Genomic DNA, 21,485 nt, shown 5'->3' on the forward strand with positions numbered 1-21,485 from the left:
ATCGGGCTCTTCTATAGAAGGGTGGGCTGGCGGGGCAACGCGTCCGGCGCGGGCCTGGCCTTGGGCGCAGCATAGGTTTTGGCGGCGGGGCGCTCAAGACCGGTGTCGGTCACCGCGTCGACCACGCCGTCACGGAAGTGGAGGGTCAGCGTGCCCGCCTCGCGCGCCGCCTTGGCCGAGGCGAGCGTCTCGCCGCCGGGACGCGCGGTGACGCGGGCATAGCCGCGGTCGAGGATCGCGTCGGGGTTGAGCGACTGGACGAGGCGCCATGTCGCGTCGAACTGCGCGCGTTTCGCCTCGAGCTTGCGCTCGAGCGTGGCGGGACGCAGCGCGGCGCCCGACCGATCGAGACTGCCGCGCGCAAGCGTCAGCCGCCGCTCCAGCCCGCGATCGAGCCGCTGGCCGAAATCGTCGGCGCGCTGGCGCTGCGGGCCGAGCAACTGGTCGCGCTTCGGCAGCAACCGCGCGAGCGCGTCGAGCCGCTCGCGGCCGCGCTCGACGTGGCGGCGGGCGCAGCGTTCGGTGCGGTTGCGGTGGCTGTCGATCGTCAGTCGCAGGTCGGCGAGCACGGGCACCGCGATCTCGGCCGCCGCGGTCGGCGTCGGCGCGCGCAGATCGGCGGCGAAATCGCACAAGGTCGTATCTGTCTCATGTCCGACCGCGGAGATGATCGGGATCGTGCAGCCGGCGACCGCGCGCACCACGACCTCCTCGTTGAACGACCAAAGATCCTCGACCGAGCCACCGCCGCGCGCGACGATGACGAGATCGGGGCGGGGCACCGGTCCGCCGGGCGCGATCGCGTCGAACCCGCGGACCGCGGCGGCGATCTCGTTCGCCGAGCCCTCACCCTGCACCTTGACCGGCCAGACGATGACGTGCGTCGGGCAGCGATCCTCCAGGCGGTGGAGGATGTCGCGGATCACCGCGCCGGTGCCCGATGTCACGACGCCGATCACCCGCGGCATGAACGGCAGCGGTTGCTTGCGCGCCCGGTCGAACAGCCCCTCGCCCGCCAACTTCGCCTTGAGCTTTTCGAGCAGCGCCATCAGTGCGCCCGCGCCGGCCAGCTCCATCCGCTCGATCACGATCTGGTATTTCGAGCGGCCGGGATAGGTGGTCAGCTTGCCGGTCGCGATCACCTCGATGCCGTCCTGCGGCACGAAGGCGAGGCTCGACGCATTGCCCTTCCAGATGACGCCATCAATCACCGCCTGGTCGTCCTTGAGCGACATGTAGCAATGCCCCGAGGCAACGCGCTTCCAGCCGGAAATCTCGCCGCGCAGGCGGACATGGCCGAATTCGCCCTCGACCATCCGCTTCAGCTTGAACGCGAGCTCGCCGACCGACATGGCGAGTGCGTTGTCGCCGGCGACCGGCTCGGCTACCAGCCGCCCCATGTCACTCGACACGTCATCGGAAAAGGGATCGGGCATGAACGTCCTGCTGCTGGGCTCGGGGGGGCGCGAACATGCGCTCGCGTGGAAGCTGGTGCAATCGAGAGGCCTCGATACGCTGTATGCGGCGCCGGGCAACCCCGGGATCGCACGGCTTGCGACGCTCGTGTCGCTGGATGCGACGGATCACGCCGCCATCGTCGCGTTCGTGCGCGACCATGCGGTCGGGCTGGTCGTGATCGGGCCGGAGGCGCCGCTGGTCGACGGGCTGGCGGATTCGTTGCGCGCAGCGGATATCCCGGTGTTTGGCCCCTCGAAGGCGGCGGCACAGCTTGAGGGGTCGAAGGGCTTCACCAAGGATCTGTGCCTGCGCGCCGGGATTCCGACCGCGGGCTATGTCAGGGTCAAGACGCGCGCCGAGGCGGATGCCGCGCTCGCGCGCACCTTCTCGCTGCCGGTCGTCATCAAGGCGGACGGCCTGGCCGCGGGCAAGGGCGTCGTCATCGCGTTCAGCGCCGCCGAGGCCGAGGCTGCGCTCGATGCGCTGTTCGCCGATGGGGAAGCCGAGGCGGTGATCGAGGAATTTCTCGACGGCGAGGAAGCGAGCCTGTTCGTGCTGACCGACGGCGTGGCGCTGATGCCGTTCGGCTCCGCGCAGGATCACAAGCGCGTCGGCGAGGGCGATACCGGGCCGAACACCGGCGGGATGGGCGCGTACAGCCCCGCGCTCGTCCTGACGCCCGCGCTGGAAAAGCGCGCGATCGACGAGATCGTCGCGCCAACGGTGGCGGCGATGGCAGCCGAGGGCATGCCGTTCTCGGGCGTGCTGTATGCGGGGCTGATGCTGACGCCGCAGGGGCCCAAGCTGATCGAATATAATGCGCGGTTCGGCGATCCCGAGACGCAGGTGCTGATGATGCGCTTCCAGGGAGATCTGCTCGCGACGATGCTGGCGACCGCGGAAGGGCGTCTCGGCGAGATGCCCGCGGCGCAGTTCAGCGACGAGACCGCGCTGACGGTGGTGATGGCCGCGGACGGCTATCCGGGCACGCCCAAGGCGGGCGGCGCGATCATCGGGCTGGATTCGGCGCGCGATGCCGGCGGCACCGTGTTCCACGCGGGGACGCGGCTCGAGGACGGTGGGCTGGTCGCATCGGGCGGCCGCGTGCTGGCCGTGACCGCCACCGGCGACGACGTCGCCGTGGCGCAGGCGAACGCCTATCGCGCGGTCGAGGCGATCGACTTCGCGGAGGGCTTCTATCGCCGCGACATCGGCTGGCGCGAAATTGCGCGCGGGTGATACGCTGGCTATCCCCCCCGCCAGGGGGAGGATCAGACATGACCGCCTTGCCGATTAGGCCTCGCCGCCCTTCGCGCGCATCGCTACGAGTATGAGCATGAACGAAACTTCCGCGACTTCCGCCTCGGGTCTGAGCCTGCTGCCAGACGGCATCGCCACGCTGACCGCGATCCACTTCACGATCATCGCCGTCGTGGCGATCCTGGTGATCATCGGTCTGCTGTGGGGCATCAAGGCGAAACGCGGCCGCGTACAGGCATCGCGCGACGTGATCGCGAACGCCGAGGAAGCCGGCGTTCCGGCACTGCCGGTTCCCGATCCGGGCAAGGCCACACCCGATCCTTTCAACGCCTCACAGTCGCAGCGGCAGGCGCAGACCGTAGCACCCGTCGCACCGGCGCAGGCCCAGGCGCAGGTCCCGATCCAGCCCCAATCCGAGCCCGAGCGCACCCCTGAGGCGCGAAATGCACCGGCACCGATTTCCGACATCCCGCGCGCCGCCCCCCCGGCAACGCCGCACCGGATGGCAGACGAGCCGATCGCCGCCGCCGCGCCGCCGGAGGCGCGCCCTGCGACCGAAATCACACCGCCGGCAGCCGTCGAACCCGATGCGGTCAAGTCCGCCCCGATCAAGCCCACCCCGATCGCGCCCGACCCCGTCGAGTCGAGCCAGCCAATGCCTGCCTATGCGGACGGCCCCGTCACGCAGTTGAAGGGGCTTGGACCGAAGGTCGCCGCGCAGTTGGCGTCGCTCGGCGTTGCGACGGTCGGTCAGATGGCAGCGCTGTCAGAGAGCGAGGCGCAGCGTATCGACGCGCAACTCGGCAATTTCACCGGGCGCATGGGCCGCGATCGCTGGATCGAGCAGGCACGGCTGCTCGCGGCGGGCGACAAGGCCGGGTTCGAGAGCGTGTTCGGCAAACTGTGAGCGATGCCATCGCCACCCGCGTGATAGGCCGCGCGTTCAACACGTAACAGCCTGCCAACACGCCCGGTACTGTCGATTGGCTCTATGCCGGACGCGTGCCGACGGGCATGTCTCGACGCGTCGCACCTCGAAGTATGAGGGCGGTAGACAGGGCGATGAGTTCACATGCTGGTAATGATGAGTGCGATGCTGTTGACGGCCGCTCCGGTGCATCTCCCGGCTGGTCCGGTCGTGATCGGAGACGATGCGTGGGCGGTGTCCGGCGTATCGCCCGGTGCCGTGCCATCGCCGTTTACCGATGACGTCCCCGCGATCGCGTCGATGGCCGTCTCTGCGCTGGCGTTAAACGCATCGCTTCCGGCGGTCACGCTTCAGACACAGGCTGGTCAGACACAGGTCGGGCCGCAAGGCGTGCCGACCCAGCAGATTCCGCCGATCGGCCCTCCCCCGATCGGCACCCCCGCTTCGGAACGGTCCCCGTCTGATATCGTCGTTACCGGACGCAAGGAAACCGCGGGTGATCCGCTTCGCGCGGTCAATGCCGAATCGTTCGCGGTGACGCAGAAGGTCGACGACGCCGTGATCGGTCCGGTCGCACGAACCTACAAGAAGACCGTGCCGAGCCCGATCCGGCGCGGCATCCACAATTTCCTGTACAACCTGCGCGAGCCGATCGTCTTCCTGAACTTCCTCCTGCAGTTCAAGCCGGGCAAGGCAGCGGAGACGGTCGGGCGGTTCGCCATCAATACGACGATCGGCGTGGCCGGCGTGATCGACATGGCGAAGCGCAAGCCGTTCCACCTGCCGCGACGGTCGAACGGGTTTGCCAACACGCTCGGCTATTACGGCGTGAAGAACGGCCCGTTCCTGTTCCTGCCGATCGTCGGTCCGACGACGATCCGCGATCTGTTCGGTGGCGCGATCGACCGATTGATCCTGCCGGTCGGCGTCGGTCATCCGTTCAACAGCACGTCGTACACGGCTCCGGCGGGGATCCTGGGCGCACTCGACCACCGGTCGGAGTTCGACCAGACGTTGAAGGACCTGCACGACAATTCGCCCGATCCGTACGCGGCGACGCGGTCCTTCTATCTCAACCGGCGGCAGGCGGAGATCGATCATCTCCACGGCCGTGTCGAGGGAGACCCCGCGGGCATGTCCGGGCCACCGCCGAGCGTGGTGCCGTTCGTGCCGAGCGATCTGGAACCTGGGGCAAAGCCGGTCTCGGAGACGCCTGCCGCCGGGGCGCCCCCCGTCGATACGTCCGCCGATACGTCCGTCGATACGTCCGCCGATACGTCCGTCGAACGGCCCGCAAGCGCACGCTGACGCGCCGGCAGCAAGGCCCGGGTCGCGCATTCCAACGGGATATCCCAGCCTCTGCCGAGAGGAGGCGATTTTGAGGCGGCGGCGTCTGATTTACCGGGGGTGATTTACCGGGGGATCTTCCGGAAACGCAGGCGCACCGGCGTCAGACTTCACTCACCAGCAGCTTGTCGATGCGACGGCCGTCGAGATCGACGATCTCGAACTTCCAGCCCTGTTCGACGAAGCTCTCGCCCTCGCCCGGCAGATGGCGGAACACCGACAGGGCAAGACCCGCGACGGTGGCGTAATCGCGGTCCTCGGGCAGATCGATGCCAAGGCGGTCGGCGAGCGAATCGGCCGCCATCGTCCCCGCCACGAGCAACGAGCCATCGTCGCGGACGACCACTGAGGGCGCGTCGTCCGGATCCGAATCCGACTTGAACTCGCCGGCGATCGCCGCGAGCAGGTCGGCGGGCGTGACGATGCCTTCGAAATGGCCGTATTCGTCGTGGATCAGCGCCATCGGCACCTCGGCCTCGCGCAGCGCGAGCAAGGCGTCCATCGCGTCGATCTGGTCGATCACCACCGGCGCTTTCCGCATCAGCACGCGCAGGTCGAGCGGTTCGCCGCGAAACAGCGCGGCGGCGATGTCGCGCGCCTGCACGACGCCCTGGACCTTGTCGATCGAGCCGTCGCCAACCGGAAGCCGCGTGTGCTGCGAACCGAGCAAGGTGCTGCGGATCTCGTCGCTGGTGCCGTTGCAGTCGAGCCAGTCGATCTCCGTGCGCGGCGTCATCACTTCGCGAACCGGGCGATCCGCGAGGCGCACCACGCCCGAGATGATCGAGCGCTCATGTTCCTCGATCACACCCGACTTGGACGCCTCGGCGACGATCAGGTGGAGTTCCTCGGCGGTGACGTGCTCCTCGCTCTCGCGGTCGAGGCGGAGCAGGTGGAAGATCAGGCCACTGGTCGAATCGAGCACCCAGACGATCGGCGCAGTGCCGATCGCGAGCCAGCGCATGACGGGCGCCATGAACGACGCGATCACCTCGGGCGAGCGCAGCGCGAATTGCTTGGGGACGAGCTCGCCGATGATCAGCGAGGCAAACGTCGTCAGGCCGATGACGATTGCGAACCCGGCGGTTTCCGCGGTCGCGGCCGACAGTCCCCAGCCCTGCAGTCGCGCGGCGGTCGGCATGCCGAGGCTCGACCCCGAATAGGCACCGGCGAGGATGCCGATCAGCGTGATGCCGATCTGGACGGTCGAGAGGAACTTGCCGGGGTCTGCCGCGAGCAGCAGCGCGGCGCGCGCGCCCTTCTTGCCCGAGCGTGCCATCGCCTCGAGCCGGGCCTTGCGCGCCGAGACGATCGCGAGTTCGCTCATCGCGAACACGCCGTTCAACGCGACGAGCGCGAGGATGATCGCAACGTCGATCCAGGGGAAGGGGGGAAGCGGTGCCATTGGCTCGACCGCTCTTTGCAGGACAACGGGCGATCGCACAACCGTCCTTGCATGTTAGCGCGACGACGGAGTTGGGCATAGTTGCGCCGCGGCTTGATGCGCAGGCGGAACAATCGCTACCGAAATCGGGTTATCGGCCGTATCGGGCATATCGTTGCCGTCCATCGTTCCAGGGAGAGTGTTTATGAAAACCAAGATGTTCGCGGGTGCGGCACTGGCTGCGCTGATCGCCACCAGCGGCTGCACCACCGATCCGGAGACCGGTCGCCAGACGATCTCGAAGACCGCGCTGGGCGGCATCGGCGGCGCGCTCGGCGGCTATCTGCTCGGCGACGTGGTCGGTGGGCGTCGCGATCGTACCGAGAAGCTGCTCGGCGCGGGCATTGGCGGCCTGGCCGGCGCAGGGATCGGCGCGTACATGGACAAGCAGGAGCGCGACCTGCGCGCCCGCACCGCTGGCACCGACGTCCAGGTGATCCGACAGGGCGACGACCTGGTGCTCAACATCCCGTCGGGCATCACCTTCGCATATGACAGCGCTACCGTGCAGCCGCAGTTCCAGCGTACGCTCGACCAGGTCGCGGACACGCTGGCGCAGTACAACCAGACCTATGTCGACGTGTACGGCCATACCGATTCGACCGGCAGCGACCAGTATAACCAGGCGCTGTCCGAACGCCGCGCGCGCTCGGTCGCGGATTACCTGTCGGGTCACGGCGTGCAGAGCGCCCGCATCGGCACGCGCGGCTATGGCAAGACGCAGCCGATCGCGTCGAACGATACCGATGCCGGCCGCGCTGCGAACCGTCGCGTCGAGGTGAAGATCGTGCCGATCACGCAAAGCGACCTGCGGTAGTCAGAGGCGCCACTCCTCCCCCGTCGTGGGGAGGAGCAGCCATCTAGAACAACCGACCGCCATTCGGGACCTGCGCGGTCGGCGAGATTAGAACCACCTTCCCCGCCGCATCGGGGAAGCCGAGCGTCAGAACTTCGGACATCATCGGCCCGATCTGGCGGGGTGGAAAATTGACCACCGCCGCGACCTGGCGACCGATCAGCGTCTCCGGTGCATAATGGTCTGTGATCTGCGCGGACGAGCGCTTCTCACCGATCTCCGGACCGAAATCGATCCGCAGCTTGAACGCGGGTTTGCGCGCTTCGGGGAAGCGTTCGGCCGCGACGATCGTGCCGACGCGGATGTCGACCTTCTCGAAATCGGGGAAGCTGATCTCAGGGGACGGCATCTCAGAAATCAACATTGTCATAGTGCGACGGGGGCGAGATCAGTTCCATCCGTTCGGACAGCAGCGGGCGGAAGCTCGGGCGGCTCTTGAAGCCGCGATACCAGCGCGCGGTCTGGTCGTGCCCCTTCCAGTCGATCCCGCCGAGATAATCGGTGACCGAAATCTGCGCGGCCGCGGCAAGATCGGCGAGACTCATCGTCGCACCGCCCAGCCAGTTCCGATGATCGAGCAGATAGTCCATGTAATCGAGATGCCCGACCGCGGCCTTCATCGCCTCGCGCAGGCCCTTGGCATCGGGTGCGGCGCGATGCGCAAGCCGCTTGACCATGCGCTCGTGCAACAAGGGTCCGGTGACGTCGCGGTAGAAATGCGTATCGAACCACGTCACCAACCGGCGGATTTCAGCGCGGTTGGTGGCGGTGCCGTTGATCATCGCGGCTTTTTCGACGGTCTCCTCGAAGAACTCGCAGATCGCCATCGAATCGATCAGCGGCGCCACGCCGCGCGACGCGTCGACCATCACCGGCGTCTGCCCGGCGGGATTCATGTCCATGAACTCGTCGCGCCGATCCCAAGGCGATTCGCGGACGAGTTCATACCCGACCCCCTTCTCGCCCAGCAGCAGGCGCACCTTTCGCGAGAAGGGACATAAGGGGAATTGGTAAAGCTGCCACATCCCCTCCGTTTAGGCGGTGCGAGGCGGGTGTGTCACTAGCGCCGAGAGCGAATAGCGCACGGTGCGTTCGGGCGCTCTGCCGCGGCCGCAGGCTCGCGTCCGAAAGGATCGAGCCGTATCGACAGGGTGTCCCCCCGCCCCCGCCGCCGCCGCCGCCGCCGCCGTTACCGCGCACGCATACGCTTGCCGCCATGCTCCGGCCCGATCGGGCGTTTAGGTCCCGGCGATCAAACCGGACGATCGCCCATGCGTTCGCCGAGCCGCACCGGCCGCGCCGGCCCCCAGTTTTCGTCAAACGCGATCGCGCCCTGCCGGAACAGCATCACGATCGTCGAGCCAAGCAGGAAGCGCCCCATTTCTTCGCCCTGTTCGAGCGCGACGTTATGATCGGCATAGTGCCATTCCCTCAGCGTGCCGGTACGTTTCGCATTCACGACGCCGTGCCATGCGGTCGCGATGCTGCCGACGATGGTCGCGCCGATGAGCACCATGACGAATGTGCCGTGCTCCGCACTCTCGAAGACGCACACAAGGCGTTCGTTGCGCGCGAACAGATTGGGCACTCCGCGCGCCGTGACGGGGTTCACCGAGAACAGGCTGCCGGGAATGTAGCGCATCCCCGTCAACCGGCCGGCGCACGGCATATGGAGACGGTGATAGTCCCGCGGCGACAGATAAAGATTTGCGAAACTGCCATGACGGAACTCCGCGGCCAGTGTGCCGTCACCGCCGATCAGTTCGGTGGTGGTGAACCGGTGCCCCTTGGCCTGCACGATATGATGGTCGTCGATCGCACCGACCTGACTGATCGCGCCATCCACCGGACAAATGAAATCGGCATCCGCCAGCGGCCGAGCGCCCGGCCGCAGCGGCCGCGAGAAGAAGTCGTTGAAGCTGGCGTAGCTGGCGATGTCCGGATTGTCGGCTTCGCTCATATCGACGCCGTAGCGCACGACGAACCAGCGGATCAGCCGGGTGGTCATTGCACCGCCCCGCGCCCGCGCGATACGACCCGCCAGACGGGTCAGCCGCTGTTTCGGCAGGGCATATTGCAGCAGGACGGTAAAGCGATCGGACATTGAGGATCCTTGAAGATCGGCCAGCGGATGGACGGCGCGATTGTTCCCCGTCATGCGCGTCGCATCAAGCCCATCCCGGAGCGTCCCGCACCGACACGGTCTCGAAAATGCCCGCGGAATGCGCATATGGTGCGCATGGGCGGTCGCGTGAAACGGATAGCTGGGCTGGCGGCGGCTGCCGCAAGAGCTGCACCAGAGCAGGACGATCCGTGCTGCGCCTTATGCGGGCGGCGTCTTGGGCAACGCGTGGAGCGACATCATAGTGTTCCCAAGAGCGAGGGCGGCACGACGACCGTGCCGGTGCATCCGATCTGCCATCGCACCATCCATGCCTTTGTCGCGAACCACGCGTTGGCTTCGTCCTATGCGACGATGGACCAGCTGCGCGAACGCGAGGATATCCGGCAATATCTTCGCTGGATCGCTGGCAAGCCGCCCGACTTTCGCGCGCCTACACGGCGGCGCAAGGCGTGACGAAACGCACCGGCACGCGGTCCGTCCGCAACGGCCACCACATGCTGACCATAGCATCCTTGTCGATGCCATCCCGCGCCTGTTCAAGCCGTTGACGTGGCCTGGTGCGGTTGCAGAGCGCGATGACGATGCCGCAGATCGCCGAGGCCGACGGTACGCGATGGGAAGACTAAGCGCGCGCACGGCGGATCGTCTGGGCTTGTGTCGCATTCTCCGAGCTATGCTGCGCCCGGGTACGGCCATGCTCATACCGCAGTGCCGACGAGGTGGCCGATCCCGGCGGTCGCCGCCATCGCCGCCGCCCCCCAGAGCAACACGCGGACGGCAGGGCGAAACGGACGCGCGCCTCCAACCCTCGCGCCGACGATCCCGAGGATGGCAAGACAGACCAGCGTCGCGCCGATCACGACAGCCAACCGCTGCGGCGCCGGCGCCAGTGCGGCGACCAGGAGCGGGACAACCGCACCGGCAACGAAGCTGACCGCCGATGCGAACGCGGCCTGTACCGGGCGCGCGAGGACGATCTCGGAGATGCCGAGCTCGTCGCGGGCATGCGCCCCGAGTGCATCATGCGCCATCAACTGCCCGGCAACCTGACGCGCCAGTGTCGCGTCGAGACCGCGCGCCACATAGATCTGCGCGAGTTCGTCATGCTCGTGCGCCCAATCGCTCGCGAGTTCGGCATGCTCGCGCGTCAGGTCGGCGGCCTCGCTGTCCGCCTGCGAACTCACCGAGACATATTCGCCCGCCGCCATCGACATCGCGCCGGCGACCATCGCCGCCGAACCCGCGACCAGCACCGTACCGGTACTCGCCCCCGAAGCCGCAACGCCGGCGATCAGGCTGGCGGTCGAGACGATGCCGTCGTTTGCACCGAGCACAGCCGCGCGCAACCAGCCGGTGCGCGAAACCAGATGCCGTTCATCATGCTTGCTCATGGCTGTTTCCTGATGGTTTTGTCGGGTGTGACGAGGGTAACGCCCCGTTTGCGGACAATCAGATGGTTTTGCGCCACCGGTCGATCGGCGGACAGGATCAGCCATGGATCGACCGCATGCTGGCTTTCATCGGAACGTGGAGGCGAAGCCGGATCCACCGACTTTCAGTCAGCCTATCGTCAGTTCACCCATCGCCCAAGCGTCGGCTAAATTCGCGTTTCCAGGCGCAGTAAATTGAAACATTATCGTACGCAGCGACTCCTCAACCAGATCGATCACGACAACCTGGCTGATCCTGAGCATCATGCCCAATGCAGACTTTGTACTTCATCATGCGCCTCATTCGGCAACGCAATTCTTCACGTTTTCGTCAACCACGCAAGCCCGAGGCAATTCCTCGATACCAGCTTTTAAGACCCCGAATCTTCATCCTTCCCCGAATTACGTTCAATACCGCTTTGGCAAGGGAAACACATATCACCAGCGCGGTAATGACCTTACCGAAGTGATCGCGCACGAAGATCATGTGACCACGTGTAAAGTGATAAATCGAGAAAGCGCTGAATGACCCGCCGGTCGAAACCGAAACCTTGTGCCGGCACTCCAATCGCGTATCAACAACAATTCGCTGACCGGCCGCCGCCATCTTCATACAAAGCTCGGCGTCTTCCCAATACACAAAGTGGCGCTCGTCAAAGCCATTCATCGCCTCGAATGAATCGATGTTGAATGTGATGCAGCACCCCGATGCGAATTTGGTGTCTTCGATCGCTTTCATCGGCACTTCACGGCGCAGGCGACCGATGTGGTCGTGAAACGGTATGATGCCCCGTGCCAACCTAAAAGAACCAGTCACAAACCATATCCGGTCGGGCTGCGAATAATATGTGATGAGCGGCACGAGGGCGTCCGCCTTTTGCTCCTCCAACGAGCCAACCATCGCATGCATGAGGCTGTCATTAAACTCGGTATCGTTGTTGATGAAGGTAATATGGGTGGCACCGTGACTGCGCGCGAAAGCTAGCCCCTGATTGCAGCCTTTCGCAAATCCAACATTCTCATCATTCAGAATGACGTGCGTGTTGGGTCGGTCAAGCTGACGCAAATAATCCGCCGTTCCATCGGTCGAGGCGTTATCCACGATGAGCAGGATGAAATCGCGATTGCGTTGCGCTTCGATGGAGTCCAGAAATGGCTCGAGAATGTCGTCGTTGAGCGCGTTGAAGGTGACGGTAACGATAACGTTCATGGGCAGCCTTTCCATGGCACCTTCTGTGCCGCTGCGCTCCCGTAGCGGAGAAGCCAGTGCAAAAGGAAGCACCGGGCTAGCGCCGCCTCGCTGGTACCCCGCCGCCCCGATCCGACGGTCTATCGCTCATGGATAAAAAGGTGCCGCGACCGCCCTCGCCATGACTTGCTTTTCGCGATACCTCGCCAATCGATGACATTGCCAATCGAAATTCCCCTTTATGCGATACGCCATGGCCAAATCGGCGGGACCGAATTCGCGATCTACAACCTGATACGCGGCCTAGCCGCGACCGACGTGCCGCTGGTGCTAAATTACGGTCGTGACGCTGATCTTTCGCCCGATTTCCTGGACTGGACGAGAGGCGTCCCTGGTATATCGATGCGTCGAGGCGGCGGACTGCCCGGACCGAAAAGCACGCGTTTCATCGAAGAAGCGCTGTTCCAAAACCGGCGTCGTGGCGACAAGTGGGCGATCTTTCCCAATTATTTCTGCCCGCCCGCGCTCGTCGGCCGCCGGGGCAGGAACTGCGTGATCCTGCACGATATCCAGTATAAGCGTTATCCTGAATATCATTCGCCGAAGCGGCGCGCCTGGCTTGATTTCTATCTACCGCGGATGCTCCGTTCGGCCGATGCGATCATCCTGATCTCCCAATCCGAGCTCTCGCTCGTGCGCGAATATTTCGGGGAGGCGATCGCGGCCCGCTGCGACGTCGTACCCAACGCGATCGATTTCGTGCGCTTGCAGGGCGGCACCGGCAAGCCGAGCGCCGAGGCCCGCCAAATGGTCGGGAAGCGGTACATATTATCGGTATGCCATCAGTTCCCCCACAAAAACGTGCCCACGCTGCTCGCCGCCTTTGCCAACGTGGCGCAGCGGGATCCGTCGCTGCAGCTCTACCTTGTGGGATCGTCCTCGGCGGCCAATCGGGATTTTGTCCGGGCAGCATCGACGCCGGCAATTATCGACCGGGTCCATCTGACCGGTTTCGTCAGCGATGCCGATCTGGGGCTGTTGTATGCGCATGCCCAACTATTCGTTCTGCCCTCGCTGTACGAGGGGTTCGGCATGCCGGCCGTGGAGTCGCTGGGTCTGGGCATACCGACCCTAGTGAGCAACGCGTATGCCTTGCCTGAAGTCACATTGGGGCACGCGGGGGTGATCGATCAGCCTCGCGACCCGGCAGTATGGGCGGATGCCATCGAAGCAGCGCTCGCATCCGGCAATCGCCCATCTTCCGCCGCGATCGCCGAGATCCGCGCTACCTATGAGCCCGCTACGGTCGCGCGCAAACTGGTAAAGGTGCTCTCCGCTCGCGGGTAAAGCGTGCTTTATCCATTACCGTCGGACACCCGTGGTACGCCATGGCTATGGCCGTATCCCCCCGCGTTGGCTAAGGACGGCGCGGATTGCCGATCGTCCGCGGCCAGCGCCTGGTCGATAGCCGTTGACTTGGTTACAAGTGGAGTCGAAAATATCATGAACGTGCTCATCACCGGCGGCGCCGGGTTCATCGGTTCGCGCCTTGCGCACAAGCTGCACCAGGGCAATGCCACGGTCACCGTCATCGACAATTTGAGCGAGCAGATTCACGGGGCCGGACGCGCGTTTCCCGACGGGCTGGAAGACGTCGCCCGTTGCATCATCGGCGATGTGCGCGACCGTGACGCAATGCGCGCCGCGATCGCTGGACAAGAGGTGATCGTCCACCTTGCCGCCGAGACCGGCACGGGCCAGTCGATGTACCAGGTCGAGCATTATGCCGACGTCAATTTGCAAGGCACCGCCGTCCTTCTTGATCTGCTCGTCAACGAACGCCCGCCCGCGTTGCGCAAGCTCGTCGTGGCCTCCTCGCGCGCGATCTATGGCGAGGGCCAGTATCATTGCGCGGAGCATGGCAGCATTTACCCAGATGCACGCACGGTCGAGGCGATGGACGCGGGCCGCTTCGATCCCGTCTGCCCAACCTGTGGCAACGCCGTAACGGTAGAGCCCACCGCGGAAGCAACCCCCTATGGCCCTTCGTCCTTCTATGGCCTGACAAAGCAGGTCCAGGAGCAGATGGTGCTGATGTTCGCCGCGACGCTGGGCGTCGATGGCTTCGCCATGCGGTATCAGAATGTCTATGGGCCGGGACAGAGCCTGAACAATCCATATACCGGCATCCTTGCGGTATTCTCGAACTTGGTGCGCCAGGGCAAGGGCCTCAATATCTTCGAGGATGGCGAGGAAAGCCGCGACTTCGTCTTCGTCGACGACGTGATCGACGCCACCGCCGCCGTTTGCGCTCCCGATGTGCATGGAGTGATGTCACTCAACGTCGGCGCGGGTGTGCGGACCAGCGTGCTGGACGTTGCGCGCACGGTGATCGACTATTACGGCGCGGACGTCCCTGTCGCGGTGACCGGTGCCTACCGCCTGGGCGATATCCGCCACAACGTCGCCGACATTTCACGCATCCAGGCCCTGACCGGCTTTACCCCGAAATGGGCGTTTGCCGACGGTCTCAAGGCATTTCTGGACTGGGCCGGCGGGCATGAGGCAGCCGACTCGGGATTCGACAAGTCGCTGAAGGAATTGAGTGACCGCCAGCTTCTGCGCACGGGCAAGGTAGCCTAAAGTGTTGCCGCGCTGGTACAATCAAGGGCTTTTGCCTATGCTGTGCCAGCGCCGAACTTGTGCGACCGCGCAAACCTGCGTTCGCTGACGGGACTCTGCTTCTTTCATGACCAAAACGATATTTGAGTCCGATGTGCCGACCTCCACATCGGTAGATGCCCCGCAGCATGCGCCGCAACCGGTCCAAAGCCGGCTCCGCGTAAACAATTTCGACGGCCTGCGGCTGATCTTCGCGGCGATGGTGGTGGTTTTCCATGTGGCGCTGCTTTCGCAGGCACCGCAGTTGGACTGGCTGTACCGCTACGTATCGTCGGGCTTCGCGGTTCAGGCGTTCTTCGTCGTCAGCGGCTTCCTCGTGACGATGAGCTTCGATAATACCACGTCCTTGGTGAGCTATGCCAAGAAGCGTATCTTCCGGATCGCACCGGCGTACATCGTCGTCATCCTCGTCGCGGCTTTTGCCCTCGTCGCGATATCGACGCTGTCGCCGGGGCAGTATTTTGCCGATCCCCGCTGGCGATCGTACGTTGCATCAAATTTGATGCTGTCGAACTTCCGTCAGCCCACCTTGCCCGGCGTCTTCACCAACAACTTCGAGCCCGCGGTCAACGGGTCGCTGTGGACCATCAAGCTCGAGGTGATGTTCTACTGCCTGGTGCCCTTCATCGTCTGGGCCAGCCGGCGGTTTGGTTACAAGCCGGTCGTTGCGGCATTGTTCGTGTTCTCGATCCTGTGGCACGGCGCCTTCGCCTATTATGCCGATGCGCATAACTCCGATCTGGCCGCACGCTTTGCAAAGCAGCTGCCCGGCCAGCTCGCCTTCTTCGCCGGCGGAACATTTGCGTATTACAGAACGCGCGATGGCCTCCCTCCACCTGCCGCGTGGATGGTCGTGTGTGCCGTCGCCGGCTATGCGCTGACGCAGGGCATGGTCTTTTTGGTCCTGGCGCCCATCTGCGTGACGTTAATCGTCTACTGGGCATCGATCCGGGTGCCGCAGCTGTGGAGCGCAAAGCGTTCGGGCGACCTGTCCTATGGCCTATATCTCTATCATTTCCCGATCGTGCAGGTCCTAATTGCACTTGGCGCGTTCAAGGCGGCCCCGATCGCAAGTCTCTTCGCCGTGTGCGGACTTGCGTTTGCCGCCGCGTTGGTTTCGTGGCACGTGATCGAAAAGAACGCGCTCCGGTTCGCGCACTCGCGCACGACCGCACCGCGTGTATGAGTAGGCGTGCATGAGTAGGTTTCGAACGTGCTGAATTTGATCGCAGTGCTTGCGCTGTCGGCGCAGCTCCTTGCACCCTATCTCGTGTGGCGCAGCCGCTGGAACATTCCGACGCATATCTCGGCGGGGTTCTGCGTTACGGCCTATGCCATCCCCGGCCTCTTCACCGACGTATGGGATGGCGTTCCCGCCTCGACGGTGGACTTTTTCATCCAGGTGAATGTTCTAGGCGCCGCCGCCTTGTGCGTAGGCGTCCTGTTCGGCAGTTTCCTTGCCAAGCAGCGCGGGCTTCACATGCTTGCGCAAGGACCGCGCTTGTCGCTCAATGCCTCTCCGATGGTGCGTCGTGTCATCATCGTGGCCGCGCCGTGCGTGATTGGCATGTGCGTGGCCTATGCGATCATGGGCTTTATCCCGATGTTCGCGGCCGATCCGTTTTCGGCAAAGCAGTTCAAAGGCGCCTACCGCGATCCCTATTATCGCGCCGCCTATCTGTTCCGTTTCTGCTTTTCGGTCCTGCAGGCATCGATCCCGCTGTTGCTGACGATTGGCTGGTATCGACGGTCGCCTTTCCTGATCGCGCTGGCCACCGCCAGCTTCGTCGTCCTGCTCATATCCCTCGCCCGCGGCGCCACCGCCACCGGCGTCATATTCTTCCTCGGAATTCTGGCGGCGCAGAACCGTGGCTGGCTCAAATGGTACATCGTCCTCGTCATCGTCATTTTCCCGTTCGGCAGCGTCTTTTACTACGTCCTTGGCCAGATCCTGGAGGTGCAGGCGCTTCGTAGCGGTTACGTCGGCGAGGATTTCTCGCAATTCATCGCGGCAGGCGCGCCTGACATCATGGACCAGCTCAACTGGCTCCACGGCTTCGTGCAAGGCGAGTATTTCTCGATGGGCCGCACGGTGTTCGGCGGCCTCGTTCCCAGCAACTACGCCTGGAACCCGCAGGTCTGGACACTGACGTACAACGATGTCGGCGGGGATATCTCCGAACTCGTCACTGGTGGCCTGCGCCTGACGACGGCGGAATGGGGATATGCCAATTTCGGCTGGCTCGGCGTGATCCTGATACCCCTGCTCTCCGGCATGGCGAATGGTGCCATTCTGGAGAAGCTCAAGGCGTTGCTGCCACGACTGAGCGTGTTGCAGGCCGCCGTCGCGCTCATGATCTATACCACGCTCGGGCAATTCATCGTGCAATGGTACACGCTCAGCATCCATGCGCTGCCTGCGATCGCTGCCGCGCTTTATTTCTGGTGGGCGTTCAAGCCGATCAAGCAGGCCGAGGTGCCCACCGACCGACTTTCATCACGAATGTCCGGAACGCACCCCGTTTGACGTCGCCGCCACCAATTCGAGTAGGAACGATGACAGACACCCCCGATACCGAACCCCTGTGCGTGGAAGCACGGCCCGGCCTGACACGTCGCGCCAGCTGCGGGCTGCTCCTGACTCTGCCCCTGTCGGGAGCCGCTGCACAGACGCCACCACAGGTACGGCCGACACCCGGAGCAGCGGGCATGTTCACGGCGAAGGCCGAGGGTGCGCACACGCGCAGCTTTGCCGAAAAACTCGACGATTATGCGCTGTCGGTGATGGACTTTATGTCGCCCGAGCAGATTTCGGATGCTCGGCAGCGGCTGGGCAGGATCGATTGCACCGCGGCGTTCAATGCCGCCTTCGATGCGGCGCAGCGCAGCGGACGCACCGTGTACGTGCCGGACGGCGTCTATCTGGTCGGAAACCTCCGCTTCGGTTCACAGAGCACGTCAGCCGGTTCGCTATCGCCGCTGGGCCTGCTGGGGCAAAGCAAGCTCGGCACGATATTGCGCGCACGCGCCGGCCTGACCGGCACGGTTCTCCAATCCTGGTCCGTCACCGGCGTAACCTTTTCGGATTTCACGATCGAAACCGCCGGAACGGCGGCGATGGCCTGGGATTGCCGTTGGAAAGCGGGCGACGGACCGTCGACCCAAAATGTCATACGCCATATCATCGTTACCGGTGGCACAGCACCGGTTCACGTCAACTGGGACAATCTGAACGATACCTATCCGACCGAGGTCACGGTACGCGTCGATGATCGCCAGGCGGCGTCATGCGGGATCTCGATGGTCCAGGGCGGCGGGCTCAGCCTGCTCCGCGGATGCATCTGGTCGGGATGTTTTTTGCGCTTCGGCTCGCAGAACGGCAAGATCGACGGCTGCTGGGGTCACGGCATCGAATTTGCCAAGGGCTGCACCAACCATGTCGAGATCAGCGCGGGCTATTTCTATGGCAACCCGACACACAAGAGCGTGTTCTGGTCGCAAAGCTACAGTTCGTTCAACTCGGTGCGCGCCCTGGTCTGCACCGCAACCCAGTTCGTCACCGAGAACACGCCGACGGCCGCCTATTTCGATCTCAACGCATACAGCATCCTCAAATTCACCGCCTGCCAGTGGCTCGGGCCAACGCCTGCCCTGATCGGCGCACGCGCACGCACCGACAGCTATGCGACTGTTCTCGTGCGGATCGAAGGTGGTACCCACACCGGCAAGCTTACGCTTGGCGATCGCCCCGGATTCGAGATCGAATGCGACGCATTCATGAACGACGCCACCGGACGAATGGTGACCAAGGCGCGGGGCGGGAGCTTTGTGCCCGAGGTGCGCGGCAATGGCCGAACCCCGGGCACCTATGCGCGGGGCGGCAAGACCTTCGGCCGGTATCGTCGTCAGGGCAACATCGTCCATTTCCGCCTTCGCATCGAATGGTCGGGGCACAGTGCGGCAGGAAACAATGCCAGCCTCTATATCCTAGGCTTGCCGCTCGAGTTTGATGCCGATGGCGTGGAAACGGTGACGCTCGAATATTCCGGCAGCAGCTTTGCGGGCCGCAATGTCCGCGCAAATTTCGCAAACGGCGCAATAGCCTTTCTGACCGCCGATGGAGGCCCCATAGCGCTGCCGCGCGATGGCGATCTGATCCTGTCCGGGAACTACAGCGTCACAGCTTGATACGGGGCGAGTCGTTTAGAAGCGGCTCGTCTCGGGGCGGCGCCAGGTCCTTCCAGACCATCAATGGCCATTTCCAGTTGTTGTACGCCGCTTGGGTCAGCCCTTGAGCGGCGATCACGCCTATCACGCCAAGACCCAGCCAGCAGCTCGTGGTCGCCAATATCGCCACCACCACGCCGGATACCAGCGATGGTATCACGAACGGAACCTTGTTCGCGGTCGTGATGATGAACGCGTGCACCGAATGGTTACCCTCCAGCACCATCGTGACGGCCAGCAGGATCATGGTCGCCGATGGCAGCGGTGGCACGCTGCTCTTGAGAAATACCAGCAGATATGGCGCCAGTACAATCACCGCGATCGAGCCGGAAACGGCAATGACGAAGAAGCCGACCACGCCGCGCAGGGCAAGCTGGCGTAAGCGCGTGCGGTCGCGCGCCATGCGGGCTTCGACGATCCGGGCGAGCGAGATCTGCGCCGGCAACTGGGCGACGGTCGTTACGGCCATCAGCATCTGGAGGCTGATCGAAAACGAGCCGGCAGCCTTCAGGCCATAAAAGGACGACACGACAAAGACGCTCAACCGGGTAACAAGGAAGGCCCCGATGCCGACGAGGCCGAGACGGGAGGCGTTAGGGGCGATTTCGCGCAGCAGCGCACGCGATCGTTCCGCGTCGCGCGTACGGCTTTTCAGCGGCAGTCCCTTGAGGAACATCGCCCCACCGATGCGGGCAATGATCTGCGCCAGCAGAAACGCCGCCGACAGTCCGATCAATCCGCCCCCCGCGAGCAGTGCACCGATCCCGAGCGCGGCGGACCCTCCGCGCGCGAGCACCAGAAAGCTGTAGTTTTGCGCGATCCGCCCCGATCCGAGCAGCAGCGCTGGAATCCAGAGAAAATAGACGCCAAGCGCCGTGGCCGTCGAGAAAATGGTCCAAGCCATCAATACGGGCGTCGTTGCAAGTCCGCCCGCTCGCGCGAGCGGCAAGACGTAGAATGCCCCCGCCGCCGCCAGGAGCAGGAACAGGCCCGTCGCCAGGCCGGCATATAGCCGCCGTGCGGTCACGATCAGGTTGGCAAGCAGCGGTAGATTGGGCGCGTGCGAGCCCACGTTCCCCTCGGTCGGGTCGTCGAAACTCGATCCCCCGGACCAGACAAGCGACACGTATCGGGCGATAGTCGGCTGAAAACCGAAATCAGCGACCGCTGACAACCCTTGCGCGGCGATGAAGATATACCAAAGCCCGACCTCCTGTGCGCTCAGCATGCGTACGACAAGCGGCAGCAGCAGCAGGCCCGAGCCATATTGCAGGGCCTGTGCGACCGCCGCGATCGCTAGCCCGCGACGCGCAATGACGGCTCGAAGCAGCTGTCTCATCGCAGGTGCTCGCAACGGTGATCCGACACGCAGGGTCGGCATTCGAATGAGGGCAATGGTTCCGCCTGTGGTCTGGGCGCGCGATGGCAGGGCGCCGGTCGCCTTGCCCGCTTGCTACCGGTTAGTCAAAGTCACGATCACGACGCCGCCCCTTCCAGAAGCCTTGTATTCCGGGCTAGGAGAGCCCGATGGACACGTTGCTTATCTCGACAAACTTTTTCGGCTATCCGCAGGAAATCGTTAAGGCACTCGCCGAACGCGGCCGTTCGGCGCTCTGGTATGACGATCGCCCCGCGTCAGACACACTTACCAAGGCTCTGGTCCGATTGTCGCCCCGCGTCATCCAGCGCCGCAGCGACGAATATTTTGCCAAGATCTTCGCCGATGCGGCACGTCACGACATCCGCGACATTCTGGTCATAAAGGGTGAAGCGCTATCGGTTTACATGATCCGCCGGATGCGCGCGCTTTTTCCGAAAGCCAGGCTCACATTGTATTTCTGGGACAGTTACCGGAACATGCCGAAGGGGTCGGCCGACAAGGTGGACCTATTCGATCGCGCCTTCAGTTTCGACCTGGAAGACGTCAAGACCGATCCCCGGCTGAAATACCGCCCGTTATTCTACATCGAGCAATATGCCGATGTCGGCGCCGTCGAGCAGGATATCGATCTCCTGTTTCTGGGGACCGCGCACAGCGACCGGGTTACGGTCCTCGACAAAATCGCGCGAGCCATGCCACCCGGCTATGATTTCCGAAAGATCCTATTCGCGCGCAGCCAGATGCTGCACAGAATTCAGAATGTCGTGAGCGCGCCATATCGCCGAACCGACGAACGCGATTTTATTTTCAGCCCTATTCCAAAGCACGAAGTGCAGAAGCTCATCGGCCGTGCCAAGATCGTTCTCGACATCGAGCGCGACGTTCAGACCGGTTTCACGATGCGGACGATCGAGATGCTCGGCGCGTCACGCAAGCTTATCACGACCAATCCTTCGATCGCGAAGGCCGACTTCTATCATCCCCAGAACCAGTCCTATGTCGACCGTGATCGGCCGGTGATCGACCCGTCGTTCTTGGACTCGCCTTGGCTGCCTCAGGATCCTGCGCTTCTCAGGAGCTACAGCTTGTCAGGATGGCTGGACGACATGCTCGGGTAACGCACGCTCGTCCTGCTCCCGGACCTTGCTCCCGGACCTT

Annotated in this window: 18 protein-coding genes; 10 read left to right on the forward strand and 8 right to left on the reverse strand. The window is 64.0% G+C overall.

Annotated features, from left to right (window positions below; translation table 11 throughout):
• Positions 1–11 precede the first annotated feature (11 nt).
• A complete protein-coding gene (gene xseA, locus ASF00_RS16335; RefSeq protein WP_055881747.1) occupies positions 12–1,436 on the reverse strand; it encodes an exodeoxyribonuclease VII large subunit in 1,425 nt (474 codons plus the stop codon).
• Between xseA and purD the strand changes: the two genes are divergently transcribed.
• The 3 genes from purD (at position 1,435) to ASF00_RS16350 (ending at position 4,954) form a co-directional block, all read left to right on the forward strand.
• Positions 1,435–2,697: a phosphoribosylamine--glycine ligase gene (purD, locus tag ASF00_RS16340; protein WP_055881750.1), complete on the forward strand. Its 1,263-nt coding sequence runs from the start codon at positions 1,435–1,437 to the stop codon at positions 2,695–2,697. The genes xseA and purD overlap by 2 nt on opposite strands.
• Positions 2,698–2,794: 97 nt before the next feature.
• Positions 2,795–3,625 carry a hypothetical protein gene (locus ASF00_RS16345; RefSeq protein WP_055881754.1) on the forward strand — a complete coding sequence of 277 codons (831 nt, stop codon included), beginning with the start codon at positions 2,795–2,797 and terminating at the stop codon, positions 3,623–3,625.
• Positions 3,626–3,790: 165 nt separating this feature from the next.
• Entirely contained in the window at positions 3,791–4,954 is a 1,164-nt protein-coding gene (locus ASF00_RS16350) for an MlaA family lipoprotein (protein WP_055881756.1), read from the forward strand.
• Between the two features lie 142 nt (positions 4,955–5,096).
• On the opposite strand, the gene ASF00_RS16355 is transcribed toward ASF00_RS16350, so the two are convergent.
• Positions 5,097–6,398: a hemolysin family protein gene (locus tag ASF00_RS16355; protein WP_055881758.1), complete on the reverse strand. Its 1,302-nt coding sequence runs from the start codon at positions 6,396–6,398 to the stop codon at positions 5,097–5,099.
• A gap of 184 nt (positions 6,399–6,582) precedes the next feature.
• On the opposite strand from ASF00_RS16355, the gene ASF00_RS16360 reads away from it, so the two are divergent.
• Positions 6,583–7,254: an OmpA family protein gene (locus ASF00_RS16360; protein WP_055881766.1), complete on the forward strand. Its 672-nt coding sequence runs from the start codon at positions 6,583–6,585 to the stop codon at positions 7,252–7,254.
• 43 nt (positions 7,255–7,297) lie between these two features.
• On the opposite strand, the gene ASF00_RS16365 is transcribed toward ASF00_RS16360, so the two are convergent.
• The 3 genes from ASF00_RS16365 to asd form a co-directional block, all read right to left on the reverse strand.
• On the reverse strand, positions 7,298–7,657 hold the full coding sequence (locus tag ASF00_RS16365; RefSeq protein WP_055881769.1) for a tRNA-binding protein: 360 nt from the start codon (positions 7,655–7,657) through the stop codon (positions 7,298–7,300).
• On the reverse strand, positions 7,644–8,318 hold the full coding sequence (locus tag ASF00_RS16370) for a glutathione S-transferase family protein (RefSeq protein ID WP_055881773.1): 675 nt from the start codon (positions 8,316–8,318) through the stop codon (positions 7,644–7,646). Before ASF00_RS16370 ends, ASF00_RS16365 begins: the two co-directional genes overlap by 14 nt.
• 227 nt (positions 8,319–8,545) lie before the next feature.
• Positions 8,546–9,397 carry an archaetidylserine decarboxylase gene (gene asd / locus ASF00_RS16375; protein WP_055882404.1) on the reverse strand — a complete coding sequence of 284 codons (852 nt, stop codon included), beginning with the start codon at positions 9,395–9,397 and terminating at the stop codon, positions 8,546–8,548.
• 246 nt (positions 9,398–9,643) lie between these two features.
• On the opposite strand from asd, the gene ASF00_RS16380 reads away from it, so the two are divergent.
• A complete protein-coding gene (locus ASF00_RS16380; RefSeq protein WP_327196367.1) occupies positions 9,644–9,871 on the forward strand; it encodes a hypothetical protein in 228 nt (75 codons plus the stop codon).
• Between the two features lie 245 nt (positions 9,872–10,116).
• Here the strand turns inward: ASF00_RS16380 and ASF00_RS16385 are convergent, their stop codons facing one another.
• Both ASF00_RS16385 and ASF00_RS16390 read right to left on the reverse strand, forming a co-directional pair.
• The gene (locus tag ASF00_RS16385; RefSeq protein ID WP_055881776.1) at positions 10,117–10,809 is read right to left on the reverse strand and encodes a VIT1/CCC1 transporter family protein; all 693 of its coding nucleotides are present in this window, start codon (positions 10,807–10,809) and stop codon (positions 10,117–10,119) included.
• Positions 10,810–11,179: 370 nt separating this feature from the next.
• Positions 11,180–12,058: a glycosyltransferase family 2 protein gene (locus ASF00_RS16390; protein WP_162233600.1), complete on the reverse strand. Its 879-nt coding sequence runs from the start codon at positions 12,056–12,058 to the stop codon at positions 11,180–11,182.
• A 192-nt stretch (positions 12,059–12,250) separates the two neighbouring features.
• Here ASF00_RS16390 and ASF00_RS16395 point away from each other — a divergent pair, with 192 nt between their 5' ends.
• From ASF00_RS16395 to ASF00_RS16415, 4 genes are all read left to right on the forward strand, one after another.
• On the forward strand, positions 12,251–13,384 hold the full coding sequence (locus ASF00_RS16395) for a glycosyltransferase family 4 protein (RefSeq protein WP_055881783.1): 1,134 nt from the start codon (positions 12,251–12,253) through the stop codon (positions 13,382–13,384).
• 156 nt (positions 13,385–13,540) lie between these two features.
• The gene (locus ASF00_RS16400) at positions 13,541–14,680 is read left to right on the forward strand and encodes an NAD-dependent epimerase/dehydratase family protein (RefSeq protein ID WP_055881786.1); all 1,140 of its coding nucleotides are present in this window, start codon (positions 13,541–13,543) and stop codon (positions 14,678–14,680) included.
• 133 nt (positions 14,681–14,813) lie between these two features.
• Positions 14,814–15,905, forward strand: a complete 1,092-nt coding sequence (locus ASF00_RS16405; protein ID WP_162233431.1) for an acyltransferase family protein — start codon at positions 14,814–14,816, stop codon at positions 15,903–15,905.
• A 1,202-nt stretch (positions 15,906–17,107) separates the two neighbouring features.
• Positions 17,108–18,907 (forward strand): glycosyl hydrolase family 28-related protein, encoded by a 1,800-nt coding sequence (locus ASF00_RS16415; RefSeq protein ID WP_162233601.1) that lies wholly within the window; start codon positions 17,108–17,110, stop codon positions 18,905–18,907.
• On the opposite strand, the gene wzx is transcribed toward ASF00_RS16415, so the two are convergent.
• On the reverse strand, positions 18,897–20,285 hold the full coding sequence (gene wzx, locus ASF00_RS16420; RefSeq protein WP_055881797.1) for an O-unit flippase-like protein: 1,389 nt from the start codon (positions 20,283–20,285) through the stop codon (positions 18,897–18,899). The two genes, ASF00_RS16415 and wzx, sit on opposite strands and share 11 nt — an antisense overlap.
• 188 nt (positions 20,286–20,473) lie before the next feature.
• On the opposite strand from wzx, the gene ASF00_RS16425 reads away from it, so the two are divergent.
• Positions 20,474–21,445: a hypothetical protein gene (locus tag ASF00_RS16425; RefSeq protein ID WP_055881801.1), complete on the forward strand. Its 972-nt coding sequence runs from the start codon at positions 20,474–20,476 to the stop codon at positions 21,443–21,445.
• Positions 21,446–21,485: the final 40 nt, after the last annotated feature.

The sequence above is a fragment of the Sphingomonas sp. Leaf34 genome (genome assembly GCF_001421805.1).
In the GTDB taxonomy this organism is placed as follows: domain Bacteria; phylum Pseudomonadota; class Alphaproteobacteria; order Sphingomonadales; family Sphingomonadaceae; genus Sphingomonas.

Bases quoted from the DNA above. Each gene is read 5' to 3' on its own strand.
- wzx (WP_055881797.1), bottom strand. From the start codon at position 20,285: ATGAGACAGCTGCTTCGAGCCGTCATTGCGCGTCGCGGGCTAGCGATC.
- ASF00_RS16395 (WP_055881783.1), top strand. From the start codon at position 12,251: ATGACATTGCCAATCGAAATTCCCCTTTATGCGATACGCCATGGCCAA.
- purD (WP_055881750.1), top strand. From the start codon at position 1,435: ATGAACGTCCTGCTGCTGGGCTCGGGGGGGCGCGAACATGCGCTCGCG.
- ASF00_RS16370 (WP_055881773.1), bottom strand. From the start codon at position 8,318: ATGTGGCAGCTTTACCAATTCCCCTTATGTCCCTTCTCGCGAAAGGTG.
- ASF00_RS16415 (WP_162233601.1), top strand. From the start codon at position 17,108: ATGGTACACGCTCAGCATCCATGCGCTGCCTGCGATCGCTGCCGCGCT.
- ASF00_RS16390 (WP_162233600.1), bottom strand. From the start codon at position 12,058: ATGAACGTTATCGTTACCGTCACCTTCAACGCGCTCAACGACGACATT.
- asd (WP_055882404.1), bottom strand. From the start codon at position 9,397: ATGTCCGATCGCTTTACCGTCCTGCTGCAATATGCCCTGCCGAAACAG.
- xseA (WP_055881747.1), bottom strand. From the start codon at position 1,436: ATGCCCGATCCCTTTTCCGATGACGTGTCGAGTGACATGGGGCGGCTG.
- ASF00_RS16385 (WP_055881776.1), bottom strand. From the start codon at position 10,809: ATGAGCAAGCATGATGAACGGCATCTGGTTTCGCGCACCGGCTGGTTG.
- ASF00_RS16400 (WP_055881786.1), top strand. From the start codon at position 13,541: ATGAACGTGCTCATCACCGGCGGCGCCGGGTTCATCGGTTCGCGCCTT.
- ASF00_RS16360 (WP_055881766.1), top strand. From the start codon at position 6,583: ATGAAAACCAAGATGTTCGCGGGTGCGGCACTGGCTGCGCTGATCGCC.
- ASF00_RS16425 (WP_055881801.1), top strand. From the start codon at position 20,474: ATGGACACGTTGCTTATCTCGACAAACTTTTTCGGCTATCCGCAGGAA.
- ASF00_RS16350 (WP_055881756.1), top strand. From the start codon at position 3,791: ATGCTGGTAATGATGAGTGCGATGCTGTTGACGGCCGCTCCGGTGCAT.
- ASF00_RS16345 (WP_055881754.1), top strand. From the start codon at position 2,795: ATGAACGAAACTTCCGCGACTTCCGCCTCGGGTCTGAGCCTGCTGCCA.
- ASF00_RS16365 (WP_055881769.1), bottom strand. From the start codon at position 7,657: ATGTTGATTTCTGAGATGCCGTCCCCTGAGATCAGCTTCCCCGATTTC.
- ASF00_RS16355 (WP_055881758.1), bottom strand. From the start codon at position 6,398: ATGGCACCGCTTCCCCCCTTCCCCTGGATCGACGTTGCGATCATCCTC.